The organism is Paraplanobispora takensis, assembly GCF_016863195.1.
GTDB classification, from domain to species: Bacteria; Actinomycetota; Actinomycetes; order Streptosporangiales; family Streptosporangiaceae; genus Planobispora; species Planobispora takensis.
Map to the genome: position 1 here is coordinate 273,118 of NZ_BOOK01000010.1, position 19,464 is coordinate 292,581.

The window sequence follows — 19,464 nt, forward strand, 5'->3', positions numbered from 1 at the left end:
GGGTAGACACGGGGTCATGCGCAGCGTCCGTATCGGCGTCGACACCGGAGGCACGTTCACCGACGTGGTCGCGGTGGACGAGCAGACCGGTGAGATCACCACCACCAAGACCCCCTCGACCCCCGCCAACCCGGCCGACGGCTTCATGGCGGGCATCGCGAAGGTCCTCGGCGCGGACGGCCCGGAGACCGCGCCGTCCGGCATCACCTCCGGCGTCCCGTCCGGCGTCCCGTCCGGTGTCAGGGTGTCGGCGGTGGTGCACGGCACCACGGTCGCCACCAACCAGCTCCTGGAGGACCGCGTCGCCGACCTCGGCTTCGTCACCACCGAGGGCTTCGAGTTCATCCTGGAGATCGCCCGGCAGAGCGTGCCCGACGGCTACGGCAACTCCTACTTCTGGGTCAAGCCGCCCCGCATCGTCCCGGTGCACCGGGTCAGGACGGTCGGCGGGCGGATGGACCACACCGGCGCCGAGGTCAGGCCGTTCGACGAGGCGCAGGCGGTCGAGGTCGCCCGCTGGTTCCGCGAGCGGGGGATCACCGCGATCGGGGTGTGCTTCCTGCACTCCTACGCCAACCCGGACCACGAGCTGCGCATGCGCGAGGTGCTGGCGCGCGAGCATCCCGGGGCGGTCGTCTCGATCTCCGGCGACGTGCTGCGCGAGTACCGGGAGTACGAGCGGTCGGTGACCACGCTGGTGGACGCGGCGGTCAAGCCGACCATGCGCCGCTACATCGCCAACCTCTCCGAGCGCCTCGGCATGCCGTTCTCGGTGATGAAGAGCAACGGCGGCGTGCTGTCGGCGGCCGAGGTCGTGCACCAGCCGATCACCACCGTGCTGTCCGGCCCGGCCGCGGGCGCGCTCGGCGCCGCGCTGATCGCCTCCACCGCCGGGCACCCTTCGGTGATCACCCTGGACGGCGGCGGCACCTCCACCGACGTCGCGGTGGTCGTCGACGGCGAGCCCTCACTGACCACCGAGGGCGGCATCGGCCGCTATCCCTGCAAGATCCCGATGATCGACATCGTGACCGTCGGCGCGGGCGGCGGTTCCGTCGCGTGGGTCTCGCCGGAGGGCACGCTCAAGGTCGGGCCGAAGTCCGCCGGGGCCGACCCGGGACCGCTCTGCTACGGCCGGGGCGGCACCGAGGTCACCGTCACCGACGCGCACGTCTTCCTCGGCCGGGTCCCGCCGCACCTGCTCGGCGGGGAGATCCCGCTCGACGCCGACGCCGCCCGGCAGGGCGTCGAGGCGCTGGCGGGCAAGCTGGGACTGACCCCCGAGCGCACCGCCACCGGCATCCTGGAGATCAGCGCGTTCAACCAGTCCAACGCCATCCGCCAGATCACCGTGAAGCGCGGCCTGGACGTGCGCGACTTCCCGATGGTGGCCTTCGGGGGCTCGGGACCGCTGCTGGTCTGCCGCCTGATCGACATCCTGGGCCTGCCCGCGGTGCTCGTCCCACCCGACCCGGGAAACGTCTCGGCGTTCGGCCTGCTCACCGTGGACGTCAAGAACGACTACGTGCGCACCTTCGTCACCCGCGACCTGTCCCTCGCCGCCGCCGCCGAGATCTTCGGCGAGCTGGAGTCACAGGCGGCCGACGCCCTCGACCGCGAGGGCTTCACCGACCACGTCTTCGCCCGCAGCGCGGACCTGCGCTACTACGGCCAGGCCTACGAGGTGCGCGTCCCCGCCCCGGCCGGGCCGCTGGACGAGGCCTGGCGCGATGAGGTGCTGGACCGCTTCCACCGCGAGCACGACAAGCTCTACGGGTACGGCTACCGCGACGACCCCCGGCACGGCGTCGAGTGGGTCAACCTCCGCGTCTCCGGGATCGGCCCGATCACCCGCCCGGCGATCCGGCGCAGGCCGTACGGGACGGCCGACCCCGGACCGGCGCGGACCCGCGAGGTCTTCTACGACGAGTGGGCCCCGGCCCCCATCCACCGCCGCGCCGATCTCGGCCCCGGCGCGGTGGTCCGCGGGCCCGCGGTCATCGAGGAGTACGGCTCCACCCTCCCGGTCCACCCGGGCTTCACGGCGACCATGGACGAGTTCGGCAATCTGGAGGTGCGCCGCGATGACCGCTGACCCGGTGCTGGTGGAGATCGTCGAGGGGACGCTCGCGTCGGTGGAGAAGGAGGTCGAGACCGCCATCGCGCGCACGGCCCGCTCGCCGATGATCCGCGACGCGCACGACTTCCGGGCGGGCATCCACGACGTACGGCTGCGCAAGCTGACCGGCCGGTCCTACTCGGCGCTGGTCCAGCCGATCGTCCGGGACTTCCCGATCGAGGAGATGAACCCCGGCGACGTGTTCTTCCACAACGACGTCTATCTGTCCGAGGGCGGCATCGGCCACCTGCCGGACCTGTGCGTCACGGTCCCGGTCTTCCACGACGGCGCGGTGGTCGCGTTCGTGCAGGCGTTCGGGCACCACGACGACATCGGCGGGGCGGTCCCCGGCTCGATGCCCTCGCACGCGCGCAGCGTGTTCGAGGAGGGGCTGATGGTCCCGCCGATCAAGCTCTGGGACCGGGGGACGCCCAACCGCGCCGCGTTGACGATCATGACGCGGAACTCCCGGATGCCCGACTCGCTGGCCGGTGACCTGGACGCCGAGTGCTCGGCCTGCCTGATGGGCGCGCGGCGGCTGGGCGAGCTGTTCGACCGGTACGGGCGCGCGGCGGTGGAGGCGTGCTTCGATGCGATCATCTCCAAGACCACCGACACGTTCCGCCGGGAGCTGCTGGCCAAGATCCCCGAGGGCACGCACGTGTGGGAGGACTACGCCGAGCACGACGGCGTGGACGAGCCCCGCCTGCACACCCAGCGCATCACCCTGACCGTCGACCACTCCGCCGAGGTCCCGCTGGTCGTCGACTTCACCGGAACCTCGCCGCAGGCCAAGGGGCCGATCAACCACGCGGGCGACTACGCGGGCGGGGTGTTCCTGAAGAAGTGGCTCGCCCCGATCCTGCGCAACCTCGCCGACACCCCCGAGCGCATGGCCGAGCTCGACGTCAACGAGGGCGTCGTCCCGCTGATCGAGATGCGCTTCCCGGGCAAGGGCACGCTGCTCACCCCGATCTTCCCGGCGCCGACCAACGCCCGCACGTTCGTCATCCTGCGGCTGCTGGGCGTGCTGGCCGGGGTGCTGGCCAAGGCGACCGGCGGCCGGATGCCCGCCGACCAGGAGACGATCCGCTACACCGGCGTCTACGGCGAGGACGCCGAGGGCGCGCCGTACCTGATGCGGGAGGTCCTGGGCGGCGGTTCCGGCGGGCGCTGGTACGCCGACGGGGAGGACACGATCCACGTCGTGCCCGACTCGCGCAACATCCCCGTCGAGTTCGCCGAGTCCCGCTGGCCGTTCCGGGTCGAGCGCCTGGGCCTGGCCGCCGACTCCGGCGGGCCGGGCCTGTACCGGGGCGGTCTCGGCTACGACAAGCACATCCGGATGCTCCGCGACGCCTCGTTCATGTCCATCGCCGACCGCTCGATCCTGTCGTGCTGGGGAGTGAACGGCGGCCGGGCCGGGCGGCCGTTCACCGTCGAGATCGAGGGCCGGGAGATGGAGGGCCTGGTCGACGACTCCCCGGTCCGCGCGGGCGAGGTGATCCGGGTGCGCACCACCGGCGGCGGCGGATGGGGCGACCCGCTGGATCGCGCGCCGGAGGCGGTGGCCGCCGACGTGCGCGACGGCAAGGTGTCGGCGGAGGGCGCGCGCGACGACTACGGGGTCGTGCTGTACGGCCCGCGCGACGACCTGCGGGTGGACGCCGAGGCCACCGAGCTCCGCCGCGCCGAGCTGCGTGCCCTCCTGCCCGAAGAACGCCCGTTCTTCGACCGCGGTCCCGGGTTCCCGTCCCTGTCGGGCGGCCTGCCGCACGCGGAGGTGGACATCGTCTGACCGCCCGCCGGGCCGGTGGGCTTCAGCTCCGGCGGCGGAGGGTGCGCACGGCGGTCAGGCCGCCGAGCACCAGGGCGGCGGTGAGGAGGATGCCGGTCTCGGTCCACTGGAAGCGCCAGAAGCGGGAGGGCGGATGGTGGTAGACGGCCATCCGGTAGCCCTTGCCGATCAGGCATTCCTCCACGAGCGTCTGGGCGCGTTCCGACTGCGCGGGCACGCCGGAGGGCGGCGGGCAGACGCCGGAGGGCCGGTCCGGCCTCTCGCGGCCGGCGGGGTCGACCCACGCCTGGCCGACCACCTTGCCGTCGCCGTTGAACAGCGCCGACCACTCGGCGGTGACGGTCCTGTCCGGCTCGGCGTAGGCGTCGCGGGAGAAGAAGACCACCGGGACGGTCAGGGCGATCACCGCGACGGTCACCGCCATGGCGGCGAGGGTCCGGCGGAAGAAGGTCCCGGCGGCGGCGCCCAGCATGAACGCGAACAGCCACCACGCGGCCGGGACGACCCCGACCATGGAGAACACGCCGTCGTGGAACCTCCGGTCGCCGAGCGCGTCCCTGAACACGGTCAGCCACAGGCCGATCATCGCCGACAGGGCCAGCGCCGCGGTCACGACCACGGCGCCGAGTACGGCGAGCTTGACCGCCAGCCAGCGCCCGACGGAGACCGACTGGGTCCAGGCCAGCGTGGCGGTGCCGCGCTCGAACTCCGCGGCCAGCACCGGGGCGCCCCAGAACGCGCCGATCAGGCCCGAGCCGAGGAAGGGCAGCAGGCCGAAGACCAGATAGACCGGGTTGTAGAAGTCCTCGTAGAGCGCCGTGTTCACCTCCAGGCAGGCGGCGGCGGGACCCGGGCAGCCGGGCGGGGCGTGCTCGGCGGCGTAGGCGCCCGCCCGCAGGCCGGAGACGAGCAGCAGCAGGCCCAGGGCGAGCAGCAGCCCGCCGGTCACCAGGATCTGCGCGCGGTGCTGCCGCCAGGTGAGCCAGAGCACGGGAAGGGTCCTTTCACAGGAGACGGGGCCCCGGCCGCCGGGCGGGCCGGAGGCCGGGGCCGAGGGACGGGGTTGCGGATGGACAGACACCGGGGCCGACAGACACCGGGGTCAGCGGGCCGGGGTCAGGGACGGGCGGGGCAGGGAGGACAGGCCGGGGGACCGCAGGTAGGCCAGGACGATCTCCTCCAGCGGCGCCGGGCGGGAGCTCCAGCGCGGGTCGGGCGGGGATGCGGCGGCTCTGACCAGCAGGGTCGCCTGCCGTCCCGTCTCCTCCCGTGAGATCACCGGCAGCCGGGCGGCCAGCGCGTCCGCCGCCTCGGCGGGGCCGGTCAGCACACGGTGCCCGGTCAGGAGATCGTCGATGTCGCCGCTGACCTGGACCCGGCCCCCGTTGACCACCAGCAGCCAGTCGCAGGCGCCCTCCAGTTCGGAGACCACATGCGAGGAGAGCAGCACGCTCAGGCCGGTCTCGGCCACCGCCTCCATCAGGCTGCGCATCACGTCGTGGCGGGCCAGCGGATCGAGGTCGGCCAGGGGCTCGTCGAGCACCAGCAGGTCGGGCTGCTTGGCCAGCGCGAGGGTCAGCGCCACCTGGGTCCGCTGGCCTCCGGAGAGTGAGCCGACCCTGCGCTCCAGCGGGATGCCCAGCCCGGCCAGCCGCCGCCGGGCGGCCTCCTCGTCCCACCGGGGGTTGAGCCCGCGCCCGAACCTCAGCATCTCCCGGACCCGGAAGCCGGGGTAGAGGGGCTTGCCCTGGGCCAGGAACGCGATCCCGGCCGGGCTCTCCCCGGCGGGGCGGCCGAAGACCCGCACCTGGCCGGTGGTCGGTGCGAGCAGCCCCACGGCCGTGCGCAGCAGGGTCGTCTTGCCCGCCCCGTTCGGCCCGACCACCGCCGCCACCCGTCCGGCGGGTACGGCCAGCGAGCAGTCACGCAGCGCCCAGGCCCCGCGGTAGCGCCTGCCGAGACCGGTCGTCTCCAGCGCGGGGGCCCGGCGCCCCGGCCACGGGTCGTGCGGATCGTGTTCGGCCGGGAGTCCCGTTCCCGCCGGGAACGGCGCGTCGTCCTCCTCGCCGGAGGGCGGGCCGGACCGGAAGAGGGACATCATGCGATCTCCTCCTGAGAGGCCTCCGCCAGGGCCGAGGCGAACAGCGCCCGCAGGTCCTCCTCGTCCAGGCCGGTCAGCCGGGCGCCGCGCAGCCACCGGACCAGTTCCCCGTGCAGCCGCGCCCGCTCGCCCGGCGGAGTCCGGCCGAGCGACCGCTCCACGAACGTGCCCAGCCCCGGCCGGCCGGTGACCAGACCTTCGCGCTCCAGTTCCCGATAGGCCTTCAGCACGGTGTTCGGGTTGATCGCGAGCCGGGACACGACTTCCTTGGCGGTCGGCAGCCGGTCGCCGGGGCGCAGCGTGCCGAGCCGGAGCGCGTGCCTGACCTGGTGGACGAGCTGGAGGTAGGTCGCCACTCCCGAGCCTCGGTCGAGGCGGAATTCGATCACCCTTCACCCTTTCACTAATTAAGTAGTGAAAGGGTGAAGGATGATCCCCCGGAAAGTCAAGCCCCGGTGGCCCGGCGCCGGGCTATGCCGGGTCCACGGCCTACGCCGGGAACTCGAAGCGCGGCGCGGAGCGGCTCAGCGTCGCGGTCTGCGGGACGGCCGCCCAGAGGGCGTTCAGTTCACCGGCGATCACGCTGACGAGCTTCGGGACGTCCGAGGCCGCTGCCTCGTGCATCGCCTCGGCGACGATCAGGACGGTGCCCGTGGTGTCGCGTACGGCCGAGTGGCCGCTCTGCCGGTTCGTCCAGCGCCGGGCGTGGGCCCGCCCGGCGGCGTCGGCGAAGATCACCTCACCCGGCTCGGGGTTCTCCGTCTCGCCGGAGAAGGTCAGGTAGCTCTCGTCGCCGGCGGCGTGCCGTACCTCGAGGCCCCCGTCGACCCGGTCGACGTCGAAGACGGCCACCGGGATCGCGTACGCGAGCGAGATCGCGTTGCACAGGTCGATGAGCGGGTGGAGCCGCGCAAGGGCGTGCTCCTTCCTGAAACGCCGCAGCAGCGACTCGGCGGCGCACCGGTACTGGGTGGGCTTGAGCCCCATCGCCGAGAAGGCGCGCCGCCACGCCCGGATCTCGGGGAACTCGGCCTCCGGGCCCGCCGCGAGCCGCGACCCGGCGACCGCGGAGAACTCCGCGACCCGGGCGCCGGCGGAGACGGCCGGGGTGATCCCCGTGGCGAAGACGGCGCCGGCGACGAGTCCGGGGTGGTCCGACCAGAGGGCGTCGGAGTGCTGGAAGTACATGGCGGGATCCTCTGTCACGAATGGGGTCTGCCGGTCGGTGAGCACGGCCGGTCGGCGCGGCCGACGAGCGCGGTCGACGAGCGCGGCCGGCGGAGGACGCGACGACCGGCGGGGTGGCCGCCGGAGCGCGGTCACCGGAGCGCGATGCTCACGCCGTCCACCCTGCCGTCCCTCCGGCCCGGCCGACAGGTCCAATGACGGCGCCCCCGGCGGGTCCAATGCGGACCGGCCACGAGGACTCCACGAGGACTCCACGGGGCTGGGGAGAACACGGAACAGCACTGCTCAGAACACGATTCCGCATGCTTTATTGACGAACGCCGGGTTCTGCGGTCTGCTGTGGGAATCTTCGTCGGGGGAGGTCCGAGGAGGAGACGCATGCGTCTGCGCGTGATCGTGGCGAGTCTCACGCTGGCCGTCACCTCGGCGGTCGCCCCGCCCGTCTGGGCCGACCCCACGGCTCCCGTCACGGCCGCCCTGTCCGAGGCCGCGGCCGGCAGCGCCACCGCGGCGGATCCCACGGCTCCCGTCGCGGCCGATCCCGCCCCGGCGGCCTCCGCCGCGCCCGCGGTGGCCGGGTGCGACCCGATCGCCGGGACCGAGTGCCTGCTGCCCTTCCCCAACGACTGGTTCACCGTTTCCGCGCGCACCGCGACCGGCCTGCGGGTGGACTTCGCGGCCGGGGCGATGCCGAAGAACGCGGCCGGCAAGCCGATCGACCCGCAACAGTGGAACGCCGCCGACGGATTCTCCCCGGGCTCGATGCTCCTGGCCCACGTGCCCGGCGTCGACCTCGCCGAGACCGGGGCCGCGCCCGTCACCGACATCGGCTGGTCGCTGCGCCGCGACGCCCCGATCGTGATCGTCGACACCCGGACGGGGGAGCGCTGGCCGTACTGGGCCGAGCTCGACGCGAACGCCGCCGACCCGGACCGCAGGGCGCTGATCGTCAGGCCGGCGAAGAACTTCAGGCAGGGCCACCGCTACGCCGTCGCCCTGCGGCGGCTGAAGGACGCCGACGGGCAGGAGATCGCCGCCTCCGAGACCTTCGCCCGGCTCCTGGGCGAGCGGCTCCCGGCGGGCGACCCGCTCGCCGACCGCCAGCGCGCGCTGCGCCGTACCCTCGGCGACCTGTCCCGGGCCGGAGTGGACACCCGGGGCCTCCACCTCGCCTGGGAGTTCACCGTCGCCGGCGAGCGGGGCATCGCCGGGCCGGTGCTGAGCATGCGCGACCAGGCGCTGCGCGGCCTGCGCGGGCACTCGCCGGAGTTCACGGTCACCGGCGTCACGGACTTCACCCCCGAGCAGGACCCGAACGTAGCTCGCGAGGTCACCGGCGAGATCGAGGTCCCCAACTACCTCGACCGGCCCGGCGGCCCGCCCGGCTCGAACCTCAACCGGGGACCCGACGGGCTGCCCCGGCCGCTCGGCGACGTGGTCAGGGCCCAGTACCAGTGCGAGATCCCGCGCTCGGCCTTCACCCGGCCGGCCCACCCCTCCCTGTACGGCCACGGCCTGCTGGGCCGGCACACCGAGGTCCGGGCCGGCAACGTCCGCGCGATGGCCGGGGAGCACAACTTCGTCTTCTGCGCCACCAAGTGGATCGGCATGTCCGACGAGGACGTGCAGAACGTCGTGAGCGTCTTCAGTGACTTCTCCCGCTTCGGCACCGTCACCGACCGGCTCCAGCAGAGTCTGCTCAACTTCGTCTTCCTCGGCCGCGCCATGATCGAGAAGGACGGCCTGACGAGCCACGAGGCCTTCAGGGACGACCGGGGCAGGCCGCTGCTCGACCGGCGGGCAGGCCTTGCCTTCGACGGCAACAGCCAGGGCGGCATCGCCGGCGGCGCGCTGGTCGCCGTCTCACCCGACGTCCGCAACGCCGTACTGGGCGTGCCGGGCATGAACTACAGCACGCTGCTCAACCGCAGCGTCGACTTCCAGCCGTTCCAGCAGCTCATGGACCAGAGCTATCCCGACAAGCTGACCCAGCAGGTCTGCTTCGCGCTGCTGCAGATGCTCTGGGACCGCGCCGAGGCGAACGGGTACGCCGAGCACATGACCGGCGACCCGCTGCCCGGCTCGCCCCGCCACCGGGTGCTGCTGCACGTCGCCTTCGGCGACCACCAGGTCTCCACGGTGACCGCCGAGGTGGAGGCCCGCACGGTCGGGGCCCGCATCCACCGGCCCGCCCTGGCCGCGGGACGCAGCCCCGACGTGACGCCCTTCTGGGGCATCCGGCCGCTGCCGGACTGGCCCTACCCCGGTTCGGCGATCGTCGTGTGGGACAGCGGCACCCCCCCGCCGCCCACGACCAACACCCCGCCGCTCGGCCCGGAGTACGGCCGCGACTCCCACGAGGATCCGCGCCACGACCCCGAGGCCCGCACGCAGAAGGCGTACTTCCTGCGGCACGGCCTGGTCGTGAACGTCTGCGGCGACGCCCCCTGCGTCGCCGACCCCGCACCCTGAGGCCGGCGGGCGCTGGACGCCCGAAGATCTGGTCGAGAGCCTCGCGCATGGCCTTTCCCGCCCCGGCCCACTTGACTCGGATCACCGGGAAACGGCCGGGAACCGGCGGCGCCCGCGAGGATCCGGAGGCGGAGAGACGATGCTTGAGTTGTTCCAGACGATCACGCTGGTCGCGGCCACCGTGGCCATGGGGCTCGCGGCGGGGCTGTTCTACACCTTCTCCGTCTCGGTCATGCCGGGGCTGTCCGAGACGGACGACCGGACCTTCGTCGAGGTGATGCAGCGGATCAACCGGAGGATCCTCAACGGCTGGTTCGCCCTGAGCTTCGGGGGCGCGCCGGTGCTGACCCTGCTGGCCGGGGTGCTCCAGCTCCTGGGAGGGGGCGGGCGGCCCGCGCTCCCCTGGACCGCGGCCGGGTTCGTCCTGTACGGCGTGACCTTCGTGATCACCGCCGCGATCAACGTACCGCTCAACAACGCCCTCGACGCGGCCGGTGACCCGGCGGCCATCGCCGACCACGCGGCGGTGCGCGCCGCCTTCGAGGCCCGCTGGGTCCGCTGGAACCTCGTGCGCACGCTGCTCTCCACAGCCGCGCTCGCCTGCCTGGCCTGGGCGCTGGTGCTGTACGGCGGCGCGATGGGGTGACCCCCGCCGGTGGGAACCGGGCCGTCAGAGCACGGCGAACTCGCCCGGGACCGCGGCCCCGTCCACCAGGAGGCCGGCGCGGGAGCGGGTCTCGTCGGCGGCGAACCACTCGTCCTCGGCGCGCATCCAGGCGTGCCACCGCGGTTCGAGCGCCGCGCCGTCCCTGGCCAGGACCCGGGCCAGCCGCAGCCGCCTGGGCGCCTCCACCCACACGGCGAAGGCCGTCGGGGCGCCGCGCCGGGCCGTACTCACCCCCTCCAGCACCAGAACCGGCGCGACCGGCACCTCCACCCACTCGGCGAAGGCGCCGCGCTTCCAGTCGTAGCGCCGGTAGCCGCCCGGCGCGCCCGCCGACAGCGGGCCGAGCACCCGGTCCTCCACCTGCTCGAACCACGCCTGCGGCGGCTCGTCCCACGGCACGGGGAAGTCGTCGCCGTGGACCACCCGGCAGCCCAGCGCGCTGGCGAGCCGCCCGGCGAAGGTGGTCTTGCCCGACCCGGCCGGCCCGTCCACCGCGACGACCCGCACCGGCCCGCACGAGGGCGGCAGCGCCCGGACCGCCGCGGCCAGGTCCGGAAAGGAGATCACGTCCGCCACGTCTCCAGCATGGCATCCGGCACGGCGTGTCATCCGGCGCGGCACGGCGTCCCGGCTCCGGGTCACCGGCCGGGGGGATCAGGGTTACCCCTGGGTATCGTTCCGGGCCCGGACCTGGCACGCTTGCCGTGCGCCCCCGTGCCGTTCCGGCCGGCTTGGGCTAGGATCGGCGACTCTCACCCGGAGGTTGATCTTGCAGGGAGCCCTTGGCGACATCGTCGTCCTCGACCTGTCCCGCGCGCTGGCCGGGCCGCACGCCGCGCAGATGCTCGGAGACCTGGGCGCGCGGGTGATCAAGGTGGAGCATCCCGGCGGAGGCGACGAGTCGCGGGGCTGGGGCCCGCCCTTCGCCGGTCCCGATCATGACATCTCCACCTACTTCCTGGCCGCCAACCGCAACAAGCTCTCGATCACCGTGGACCTCAAGTCCGCGGAGGGCAAGGTCCTCATCGAGCGCCTGGTACGGCAGAGCGACGTGCTGATCGAGAACTTCAGGACCGGGGTCCTGGACCGCCTGGGCTTCTCCGTGGAACGGCTGCACGAGCTCAACCCCCGCCTGGTCGTGCTGTCGATCACCGGGTTCGGCCACGACGGGCCGGAGGGGGGACGGCCCGGCTACGACCAGATCGCCCAGGGCGAGGCGGGGCTGATGAGCCTGACCGGCCCCTCGGCGCAGGAGCCGTACCGGGTGGGCGCCTCGATCGCCGACCTGCTGGCGGGCATCCACGGGGCGTACGGCGTGGCCGCCGCCCTCTACGAGCGCGAGCGGACCGGGCGGGGGAAGGTCGTGCGGACCTCGCTGCTGGCCGCGGTGACCGGCGTGCACTCCTACCACGGCACCGCCTGGACGGTCGGCGGCAAGGTGCCCGCGGCCAACGGCAACCACCACGCCTCGATCGCCCCCTACGGCGCGTTCCGCTGCGCCGACGGGATGATCCAGATCGCGGTGGCCAACGAGGGACAGTGGCGGAAGGTGGCCACCCTTCTGGACATCGATCCGGAAATTACGAAATATGCGACCAACAGGGAAAGATTCGTACACCGGGATGAGCTGATCGCCGACATGGAACAGGCGCTCGCCAAACACGACCGCGCGCACTGGCTGACCGTGCTCGGCGGGCTCGGCGTGCCCGCCGGGGCGATCCGCTCCATCGACGAGGTCTACGCCTGGGAGCAGACCCGCTCCCAGGGGCTGCTGGTCGAGGTCGACCATCCCGTGCTGGGCCCCATCGAGCTGCCCGGGCCGCCGCTCCGCTTCGACGGCGAGCCGCCCCGCGAGCACGCCGCCCCGCCCGCCCTCGGCCAGCACAACGACGAGGTGCTCGCCTGGCTCGCGGAGCGCGAGCGATGACCGAACGGCCGGACGCGCGCGCCCTGATCGGCGCCGTCCTCGACCCGGGGACGTGGCGGCCGTGGGACGGGCCGCCCGCCGATCCGGCCGAGCCGGGGTCGGACTACGCCGAGGAACTGGCCGCCGCCCGCGCCAAGTCCGGCTACGACGAGTCGGTGATCACCGGTGAGGGCCTGCTCGACGGGCGCAGGGTCGCGGTCGTCGTCTGCGAGTTCTCCTTCCTCGCCGGCTCGATCGGGGTGGCCGCCGCCGAGCGGCTCACCTCCGCGATCGAGCGGGCCACCGCCGAACGGCTCCCGCTGCTGGCCGCCCCGGCCTCCGGCGGCACCCGGATGCAGGAGGGCGCGCTCGCCTTCACCCAGATGGTGAAGATCACCGCCGCGGTCATGGCCCACCGTTCCGCGGGTCTGCCGTACGTCGTCTACCTGCGCCATCCCACCACCGGCGGCGTCCTGGCCTCCTGGGGCTCGCTCGGCCACGTCACCGCGGCCGAGCCGGGCGCGCTGATCGGGTTCCTCGGGCCGAGGGTGTTCGAGTCGCTGCACGGCTATCCCTTCCCCCAGGGGGTGCAGGTGGCCGAGAACCTCTTCGCCAACGGCCTGGTCGACGCCGTCGTCTCCGCCGAGGACGCCCGCCGGATCGCGATCAGGGCACTGGCCGTCCTGTGCGCCCCGCGCGAGGGGCTGCCGCAGCGGCCCGAGCCGGAGGACGACGTGGGGCAGGTCGACGCGTGGGAGGCGATCACCCGCTCCCGTCGCGACGACCGGCCCGGCGTGCGGGCGCTGCTCAAGCTGGGCGCGGCCGACGTCACCCCGCTCAACGGCACCGGTGCGGGCGAGAACGACCCCGGCCTGCTGCTCGCGCTGGCCAGGTTCGGTACGGCGCCCGCCGTCGTGCTGGGCCAGGACCGGCGCCGACAGCGGGCCGAGGCCCCGCTCGGCCCGGCCGGGCTCCGGGTGGCCCGGCGCGGCATGCGCCTGGCCTCGGAGCTGGGCCTGCCGCTGGTCACCGTGATCGACACCGCCGGGGCCGCGCTGTCCAAGGCGGCCGAGGAGGGCGGCCTCGCCGGCGAGATCGCCCGTTCCCTGGCCGACCTGGTCACGCTCGACGCCCCCACGGTCTGCCTGCTGCTAGGTGAGGGGGCGGGCGGTGTGGCCCTGGCCCTGCTGCCCGCCGACCGGGTCCTGGCCGCCCAGCACGCCTGGCTGTCCCCGCTGCCGCCCGAGGGGGCCTCGGCGATCCTCTACCGGAGCGTGGACTTCGCCCAGGAGATCGCCTCGGCCCAGGGCGTGAAGTCGACCGACCTGCGGCAGAACGGCATCGTGGACCGGATCGTCCCGGAGCTCCCCGACGCCGCCTACGAGCCCGAGGAGTTCTGCCGCCGGGTGGCGGCCATGCTGGAGTACGAGATCGTCGGGCTGCTGGGACGGGCCCCCGCGGACCGCCTCAGCGCCCGGCTCTCCCGCTATCGCCGCCTCGGCCTGTGACGGGCCGCCCCGCGGCTGCGGGGTGGGGCCCCGGTGCGCGACGGCGCCGCCTGATGACGCCCTCGGCCACGGCCAGGTTGACGATCCAGCCCAGCGTCTGGCCGACCGGGATCATCGAGATCGCCGCCTCCCCCGCCGATCCCGCCTCGACTCCGCCGAAGGGCAGCCGGACCAGGAGCAGCAGGGGGACGATGACGCGCGAGGTGACCGCCAGGAACGTCAGCGCGTAGTTGCGCGTCATCCAGTCGCGGTGACCGGCGAAGTCGCCGCGGCGGGCGGCCCGGCAGGCGAGGCCCGCGGTGATCAGCCACAGGACGGCCGCGATGGTGAGACCGGCCTGCGTCACCGGGCGGCCCGACCACAGCGCGACCGGGATCGCGGTCACCGCCGACGGCAGCACCCCGGCCAGGAGATAGATCCGGCCGAGCGTCCGGTGGACCCGCCCGCGCGCACGCACCCCCGGCACGAACTGCAGCGGACCGAGGACGAGTGCCACCGCGGCGGTCGCGATGTGGCCCACGAGAACGTGATAATGCAGGCCGTCGTGCACGTCGAGACGGCTGTCGCCGATGTCGAGGCCCAGGTACGGATAGACGAGCACCAGGCCGACGACGACCGCGACGGCGAACATCGGCCACGCCGTTCGTGCCGTTTGTCTCTGCATACGCGCAGCCTCACAGGCACGGCCCGGCCCCCGCATCCGCCCCTCGATGACCATGCCCGTACACGGATCGGTGTACGGCCGGAGCCCGAGGACGACCTCGCGCGAGCGGCCACGCCGGTACACGAGATCGCCGGGCTGCCGGGACGGGCCCCCGCGGACCGGCCCGGCAGCCCGGCTCCCCGCCACCGCGGCCCCGGCCGACCGACGGGCCGGGGCCGCGGAACCCGTCAGTCGTCCTTCTCGCCGGCCGGCGGCTTGCGTGCCTCGCTGCTCTCATAGCCGACGGCCTCGTGCCGCCACAGCTCGGTCCCGTCGGCGGCGTATCCGACGTACACGGCGCCGTCCTTCGACGGATTGGCCCCGTCGGGGAGTTCGCCGCCGAACAGGCGCGCACCCTGGCCCGGGAAGCCCTCGACCGTCCCGGCCGAGACCCGGCGGTCGTCCTCGGCCCGCAGTTCGACGCGGGCCGTGCGCTCGTCGGTGTAGCCGTACCACAGGCCCTTCACCGCCTGCCCCTCGCCGGCCCAGACGGAGACCGGCGCCCGGGGGAACCTGCCGGGTTCCCTCAGGTCGGCCCCCAGCGTCAGGTAGGAGTGGTTGCTGCTCATCCCCACCGGGTTGCCGTCGTGCCAGAAGACCAGGCAGTTGCCGGCGTGCATGTAGGCCGTGACCCCTCCGGCCAGGGGGACGCCGGAGCCGTCGGGCGTCCTGTCCTGATGGCAGGGCGGGGACAGGATGTCCTCCAGTCGCTGGAGCCGCTCGCCCCGCTCGTCGGCGAAGTCGTAACCGACGGCGGGCGGGCCCTCCGGCAGGTCGCCGGGGAAGCGGGCCGTCCAGATGGGAGCGGGCAGGCCGCGGCCCCGGATCACCTCACCGGGGAAGCCCCGGCCGTCGCCGAAGGTCACGCGGACCGAGCCGACGGAGTCCCTGGCCATGCCGTAGGCGACCATCTCCGCGGGCAGCGGGAACAGGCTGGTCACGCCGGCGACCCGGCCGGCCTCCTCCTTGTCCAGCGGCTCGACGAGCCCGCAGGAGGCCGAGTCGTCGACCGGCGTCACCTTCCGCGCCGAGCAGATGCGGAGCTGCCCGTCCCCGGCGCGGCTGTACCAGACCCGGATCGGGTCCTCGGGGAAGGCCGGGTGCGGGACCGTGACCACCTCTCCGATCGGGGGGTTCTCCCGCAGGGACCTCTCCAGGAGCTGCGCCAGGCCGTTCACCCGCACCGCGGTGGTGTCGTCCGGCTTCTCGCTCCGGCCGCCGGCGAGCCAGACCGCGGCGACCGCCACGGCCGCCGCGACGGCCAGGGCGGGAACCAGCAGGAGCCTGCGGCGCAGTCTCCTGGCGCGCGTGCGGCGCATCGTGTCCGCCCAGGCTCCGGGGGAGGCGGGGAAGGCCTGGGCGCGGGCGTCGAGGGCGGCGCGCAGACGCTGTTCGATGTCGTTCACGAGTCCTCCTTCAGGGCCCGGCCGAGGGCGGACAGGCCGCGGCTCGTGTGCGTCTTGACCGAGCCGGGGGAGACGCCCATCGCCTCGGCGATCTCCCGCTCGGACAGGTCCAGCCAGTAGCGCAGGACCAGGGCCTCGCGCTGGCGGCGGGGCAGGCGGCCGACGGCGGCCAGGAGCTCCCGGTGATCCTCGGCGACGATCACCGCGTGTTCGCTGCTGCGCGCGGCCTCGGGCGGATCGAGCGCGCGGCGCCGTGCCAGGCGCAGGTGACGCAGCCGGTTGCGGGTGAGGTTGCACACGATGGAGCGGACGTAGGCCAGGGCGGCGCCGTCGTCACGCAACCGGCGGTCGTGGAGGCGGGCGAAGGCCTCCTGGGCGATGTCCTCGGGGTCGTCGGCGCCGAGCAGCCCGGCCAGGCGCACCATCGAGTGATAGTGCGCGGCGAACAGCTCGGCGAACGAGGGAGGCGCCACTGTCGGGAGATCAATCACATCAGCGAGACACCCGAACGGGTCCCCGGTTGACAGGAGCCTCACGAGGATCCGCCGAACGCCCGGACCGGGCGTTCAGGACCCGGGCGTTCAGGACCCAGGCGTTCAGGACCCGGGCGTCAAGGACCCGGGCGTCAAGGACCCGGGCAGGCCTCGGGAACCGGGCGTCAGGGCTCGGATCGCGCAGGGGACAGCGGGACCGGGATGCGCTCGACCCGCAGGGAGAAGACCTCCTCGCGGGGGACGACCACCTCGTAGGCGCCGTGGTCGACCATCCAGTAGCCCAGCGCCTCGGCCTTCATCCCGCTGTGCCCGGTGTAGGCGATGTGCAGGCCCTCCTCGCCGTTCTCCTCCGACACGTCGAGGACCAGGCACGGCTCGCCGCCGAACGCGCCGACCGTGCGGACCAGCACCAGCCAGTCGAGGCGGGCGCGCTCGACCACGGCCCGCCAGTAACCGGAGGCGGCCTCGAAGCCCTCCTGCGCCTCCTCGCTGAACAGCACGACCTCGGCCGGCCCCGGGCCCAGGGCGGCCGCGTAGGCGCGCTCTCCGTAGTGGGCGACGAACCCCGACGCCACCGGCTCGATTTCCTCGCTCATGAGGCCGGCCGCCAGCTCAGGCCGTCGTAGACGCCGAAAACGCGTTCTCCCTCGTCGACGGTCACGTGGATGATCTCTGCTCCCGGCGGGATCGGCATCGGCATGGTGTGGAACTGCGGCACGACGTGCTCGCGCGAGGTGGTGAAGCCGTTGCCGGCGAAGGGCGGCGAATCGTTCCAGTCGCCGCCCATGTGCGGGCCGTACGGGACGACATAGGTGTCGGTGTCGCGCGCGAACCAGCGCACGAGATAGACCTCCGGCACCGAGACGGTCAGCTCCGAGCCCTCGAATCCCAGGTCGAGGCCCATGAAGAGCTGCGCGGGGGTGGTCAGCCTGATGCAGTCCTGCACCCGGTAGACGTATCCCGAGATGACCGTCCGTTTGCCGGCCAGATAGGGCACGAGCAGCCGAGGGGGGATGACCTTCTGCATCTGCGTTCTACGCCCAGGTGGCTCGCTCACGGGTCACATTTTACGATCTGTTGACCTGTAGTCGTCGATGTTCCAGGCTCGGCAGCGCATTACGGGTGGCAATCGTGATCTGCGGGTCCAGGACGCAGGTCTGTACGGCGGGCGCCGGGCCCAGGTCGGCGCGGACCACCCCCATGGGATCGATCAGCATGCTGCGGCCGATCCCGAAACCGTCGGCGGCCCGCGGGTTCGGGGCCTGGCCCACGGCCGCCACCCAGGTGGTGTTCTCGATCGCCCGGGCCCGCAGCAGGGTCGTCCAGTGCTCTTCCTTCATCGGCCCCGAGCCCCAGGCGGCGATCACCGCGAACATCTCGGCCCCGAGGTCCACCAGGGCCCGGGTCAGCTCGGGGAAGCGGATGTCGTAGCAGGTGACCAGGCCGACCCGGAGCCCGCCCAGCTCGGCCACGACCGGCTCGCCGCCGGGCACGACCAGCGCCGACTCCCGCGCTCCGAAGGAGTCGAACAGGTGGATCTTCCGGTAGGCCGCCCTGATCTCGCCGTCGGGGCCCAGCGCCACCGCCGTGTTGTGCACGCGGGGCGCCTCGCCCATGCCCGCCGGTCCCTCACCGGGAGCGGACACGCCGCCGGGCGACGGCTCGAACGTTCCGGCGATCACCGACAGCCCGCGGCCCCGGGCGGCCTCGGCCAGCCCGGTGACGAACGGCCCGTCGAGCGGCTCGGCCAGGTCGAGGATCCGCTTGCCGTACCGGGTGAGCGTGGCCTCGGGGAAGATCACCAGCTCGGCGCCGTCGTCGGCCGCCCGCGCGACGGACTCGCGCGCCTGCCGGAGGTTGTCGGCGGGGTCCTCGGAGACGGGGATCTGGCACAGGGCGATACGGGTCACGTCTCCGACTTTAACCGGCGATTCGGGACCGGTTCCATCCACGTCAGGCGCCGCCACACCCACTCCAGCGGGCCGTACCTGAACCTGGCCAGCCACCACCGGCTGAACACCACCTGGACGGCCAGCACGGCCACCGCCAGCACCACGCCGGTGAGCCGGGTCGGGTCGGCGGTGAGCAGTGGCAGGGACAGCAGGATGACCGGGGTGCTGACCAGATAGTTCGTCAGCGCCATCCGGCCCAGGGGATTGAACACCGCAGTCAGCGGGTCGCGCAGCGGAGTCCGAAGGAGCAGCAGCAGTCCCGTGCAGTAGGCCGCCGCGCAGGCCAGCGCGGCGCCGACGTAGGCGCCCAGGAGGAACGGCCCGAGATCGGCCGGGGAGGCCGGCAGCCAGGTGAGGCCCGCGGCCAGCGCCACGGAGAGCAGGAAGGCCGGCGCCAGGAGGCGCCCGTCGAGCGGGTAGGCCATCATCGCCATGCCCAGCAGGAACAGGCCGGGGATCAGGAACGCCACGAACGTCCCCTCGATGACGATCCCGCCGCCGATGGAGGCGGCCCAGGCCGTCACGGCGATCCCGAGCAGCAGCGTCGCCGAGCGCGGCAGGAACGAGGCGGGCAGCAGCACCAGCGCCCCGAAGATCGCGTACGGCAGGAGCACCTCGCCCGGGTTCAGGAGGTGGTGGGCGACGCCGAAGCAGGCCAGCACCGCCAGCCTGCGCAGCAGCGCCAGCCGGGGATGGGGGGTGCGCTCGGCCGCGGAGCGCAGGAAGAGCACGAAGCTCAGGCCGAACAGGAACGAGAAGATCGGATAGAACCGGCCCTGGAGCAGATTCTCGACCACCGCGTCGACCGCGCCGTCCTGTACGGGCCGCTGCGTGTCGGTCAGGTGCGTGCGCGTGTGCTGCCAGGTGTTGACCACCATGATCCCGCACACCGCGAAACCGCGGAGCGCGTCCAGCTCGTGCAACCTGCGCGTCACCGGACCGCCTCACGCGCGGGTCCGCCGGTCCGGAATGCGATCACGGATCCAACGTATAACTTTCCGGGCGGGTCCTCCGCAGGCCTGCCGGCGCGGCGGCCCTCGGCGGCGTCGGGGCGTCGGCGGCCTCCCGGTGAGGGCGTTCCTCCGCGGCGGTCCGGTTCCGGCGGCCTCCCGGGTGTACGGCGGCCTCCCGGGTGTACGGCGGGCCCCGG

18 protein-coding genes are annotated in these 19,464 nt (G+C 73.5%); 6 read left to right on the top strand and 12 right to left on the bottom strand.

The window, feature by feature from the left end; all coding sequences use genetic code 11:
• Window positions 1–16 precede the first annotated feature (16 nt).
• Together Pta02_RS08775 and Pta02_RS08780 are read left to right on the top strand one after the other, a co-directional pair.
• Window positions 17–2,095 carry a hydantoinase/oxoprolinase family protein gene (locus Pta02_RS08775; protein ID WP_203874185.1) on the top strand — a complete coding sequence of 693 codons (2,079 nt, stop codon included), beginning with the start codon at window positions 17–19 and terminating at the stop codon, window positions 2,093–2,095.
• Window positions 2,085–3,917: a hydantoinase B/oxoprolinase family protein gene (locus Pta02_RS08780; RefSeq protein WP_203874186.1), complete on the top strand. Its 1,833-nt coding sequence runs from the start codon at window positions 2,085–2,087 to the stop codon at window positions 3,915–3,917. The genes Pta02_RS08775 and Pta02_RS08780 overlap by 11 nt, the downstream gene beginning before the upstream one ends.
• 22 nt (window positions 3,918–3,939) lie before the next feature.
• On the opposite strand, the gene Pta02_RS08785 is transcribed toward Pta02_RS08780, so the two are convergent.
• The 4 genes from Pta02_RS08785 to Pta02_RS08800 all read right to left on the bottom strand — a co-directional run bounded on the left by Pta02_RS08785 (window position 3,940) and on the right by Pta02_RS08800 (window position 7,224).
• Entirely contained in the window at window positions 3,940–4,908 is a 969-nt protein-coding gene (locus tag Pta02_RS08785) for an ABC-2 membrane transporter-related protein (protein WP_203874187.1), read from the bottom strand.
• Between the two features lie 111 nt (window positions 4,909–5,019).
• Window positions 5,020–6,018, bottom strand: a complete 999-nt coding sequence (locus Pta02_RS08790) for an ABC transporter ATP-binding protein (protein ID WP_275423566.1) — start codon at window positions 6,016–6,018, stop codon at window positions 5,020–5,022.
• Window positions 6,015–6,407 carry a GntR family transcriptional regulator gene (locus tag Pta02_RS08795; RefSeq protein WP_203874188.1) on the bottom strand — a complete coding sequence of 131 codons (393 nt, stop codon included), beginning with the start codon at window positions 6,405–6,407 and terminating at the stop codon, window positions 6,015–6,017. Before Pta02_RS08795 ends, Pta02_RS08790 begins: the two co-directional genes overlap by 4 nt.
• Before the next feature lie 100 nt (window positions 6,408–6,507).
• Window positions 6,508–7,224, bottom strand: a complete 717-nt coding sequence (locus Pta02_RS08800; protein ID WP_239129949.1) for a B3/B4 domain-containing protein — start codon at window positions 7,222–7,224, stop codon at window positions 6,508–6,510.
• A gap of 360 nt (window positions 7,225–7,584) precedes the next feature.
• On the opposite strand from Pta02_RS08800, the gene Pta02_RS08805 reads away from it, so the two are divergent.
• Window positions 7,585–9,678: a hypothetical protein gene (locus Pta02_RS08805; protein WP_203874189.1), complete on the top strand. Its 2,094-nt coding sequence runs from the start codon at window positions 7,585–7,587 to the stop codon at window positions 9,676–9,678.
• A gap of 139 nt (window positions 9,679–9,817) precedes the next feature.
• On the top strand, window positions 9,818–10,324 hold the full coding sequence (locus Pta02_RS08810) for an anthrone oxygenase family protein (protein ID WP_203874190.1): 507 nt from the start codon (window positions 9,818–9,820) through the stop codon (window positions 10,322–10,324).
• A gap of 24 nt (window positions 10,325–10,348) precedes the next feature.
• Here Pta02_RS08810 and Pta02_RS08815 read toward each other — a convergent pair whose 3' ends face one another.
• Window positions 10,349–10,921 (bottom strand): uridine kinase family protein, encoded by a 573-nt coding sequence (locus tag Pta02_RS08815; RefSeq protein ID WP_203874191.1) that lies wholly within the window; start codon window positions 10,919–10,921, stop codon window positions 10,349–10,351.
• A 193-nt stretch (window positions 10,922–11,114) separates the two neighbouring features.
• On the opposite strand from Pta02_RS08815, the gene Pta02_RS08820 reads away from it, so the two are divergent.
• A complete protein-coding gene (locus Pta02_RS08820) occupies window positions 11,115–12,272 on the top strand; it encodes a CaiB/BaiF CoA transferase family protein (protein ID WP_203874192.1) in 1,158 nt (385 codons plus the stop codon).
• Window positions 12,269–13,759: a carboxyl transferase domain-containing protein gene (locus Pta02_RS08825; protein ID WP_203874193.1), complete on the top strand. Its 1,491-nt coding sequence runs from the start codon at window positions 12,269–12,271 to the stop codon at window positions 13,757–13,759. Before Pta02_RS08820 ends, Pta02_RS08825 begins: the two co-directional genes overlap by 4 nt.
• Here the strand turns inward: Pta02_RS08825 and Pta02_RS08830 are convergent.
• The 7 genes from Pta02_RS08830 to Pta02_RS08860 all read right to left on the bottom strand — a co-directional run bounded on the left by Pta02_RS08830 (window position 13,719) and on the right by Pta02_RS08860 (window position 19,249).
• Entirely contained in the window at window positions 13,719–14,390 is a 672-nt protein-coding gene (locus Pta02_RS08830) for a DUF2306 domain-containing protein (RefSeq protein ID WP_239129950.1), read from the bottom strand. The two genes, Pta02_RS08825 and Pta02_RS08830, sit on opposite strands and share 41 nt — an antisense overlap.
• 260 nt (window positions 14,391–14,650) lie before the next feature.
• Window positions 14,651–15,868 (bottom strand): hypothetical protein, encoded by a 1,218-nt coding sequence (locus tag Pta02_RS08835; protein ID WP_203874195.1) that lies wholly within the window; start codon window positions 15,866–15,868, stop codon window positions 14,651–14,653.
• Window positions 15,865–16,341, bottom strand: coding sequence for a SigE family RNA polymerase sigma factor (locus Pta02_RS08840; RefSeq protein ID WP_239129953.1), 477 nt, complete (start codon window positions 16,339–16,341; stop codon window positions 15,865–15,867). The genes Pta02_RS08835 and Pta02_RS08840 overlap by 4 nt, the downstream gene beginning before the upstream one ends.
• A gap of 185 nt (window positions 16,342–16,526) precedes the next feature.
• Complete coding sequence (locus Pta02_RS08845) at window positions 16,527–16,958, bottom strand: hypothetical protein (protein ID WP_203874197.1); 432 nt, start codon at window positions 16,956–16,958, stop codon at window positions 16,527–16,529.
• Entirely contained in the window at window positions 16,955–17,419 is a 465-nt protein-coding gene (locus tag Pta02_RS08850; protein ID WP_239129955.1) for a hypothetical protein, read from the bottom strand. Before Pta02_RS08850 ends, Pta02_RS08845 begins: the two co-directional genes overlap by 4 nt.
• 10 nt (window positions 17,420–17,429) lie before the next feature.
• Window positions 17,430–18,272, bottom strand: a complete 843-nt coding sequence (locus tag Pta02_RS08855; protein ID WP_203874198.1) for a carbon-nitrogen hydrolase family protein — start codon at window positions 18,270–18,272, stop codon at window positions 17,430–17,432.
• Complete coding sequence (locus tag Pta02_RS08860) at window positions 18,269–19,249, bottom strand: DUF418 domain-containing protein (protein WP_239129958.1); 981 nt, start codon at window positions 19,247–19,249, stop codon at window positions 18,269–18,271. Before Pta02_RS08860 ends, Pta02_RS08855 begins: the two co-directional genes overlap by 4 nt.
• Window positions 19,250–19,464: the final 215 nt, after the last annotated feature.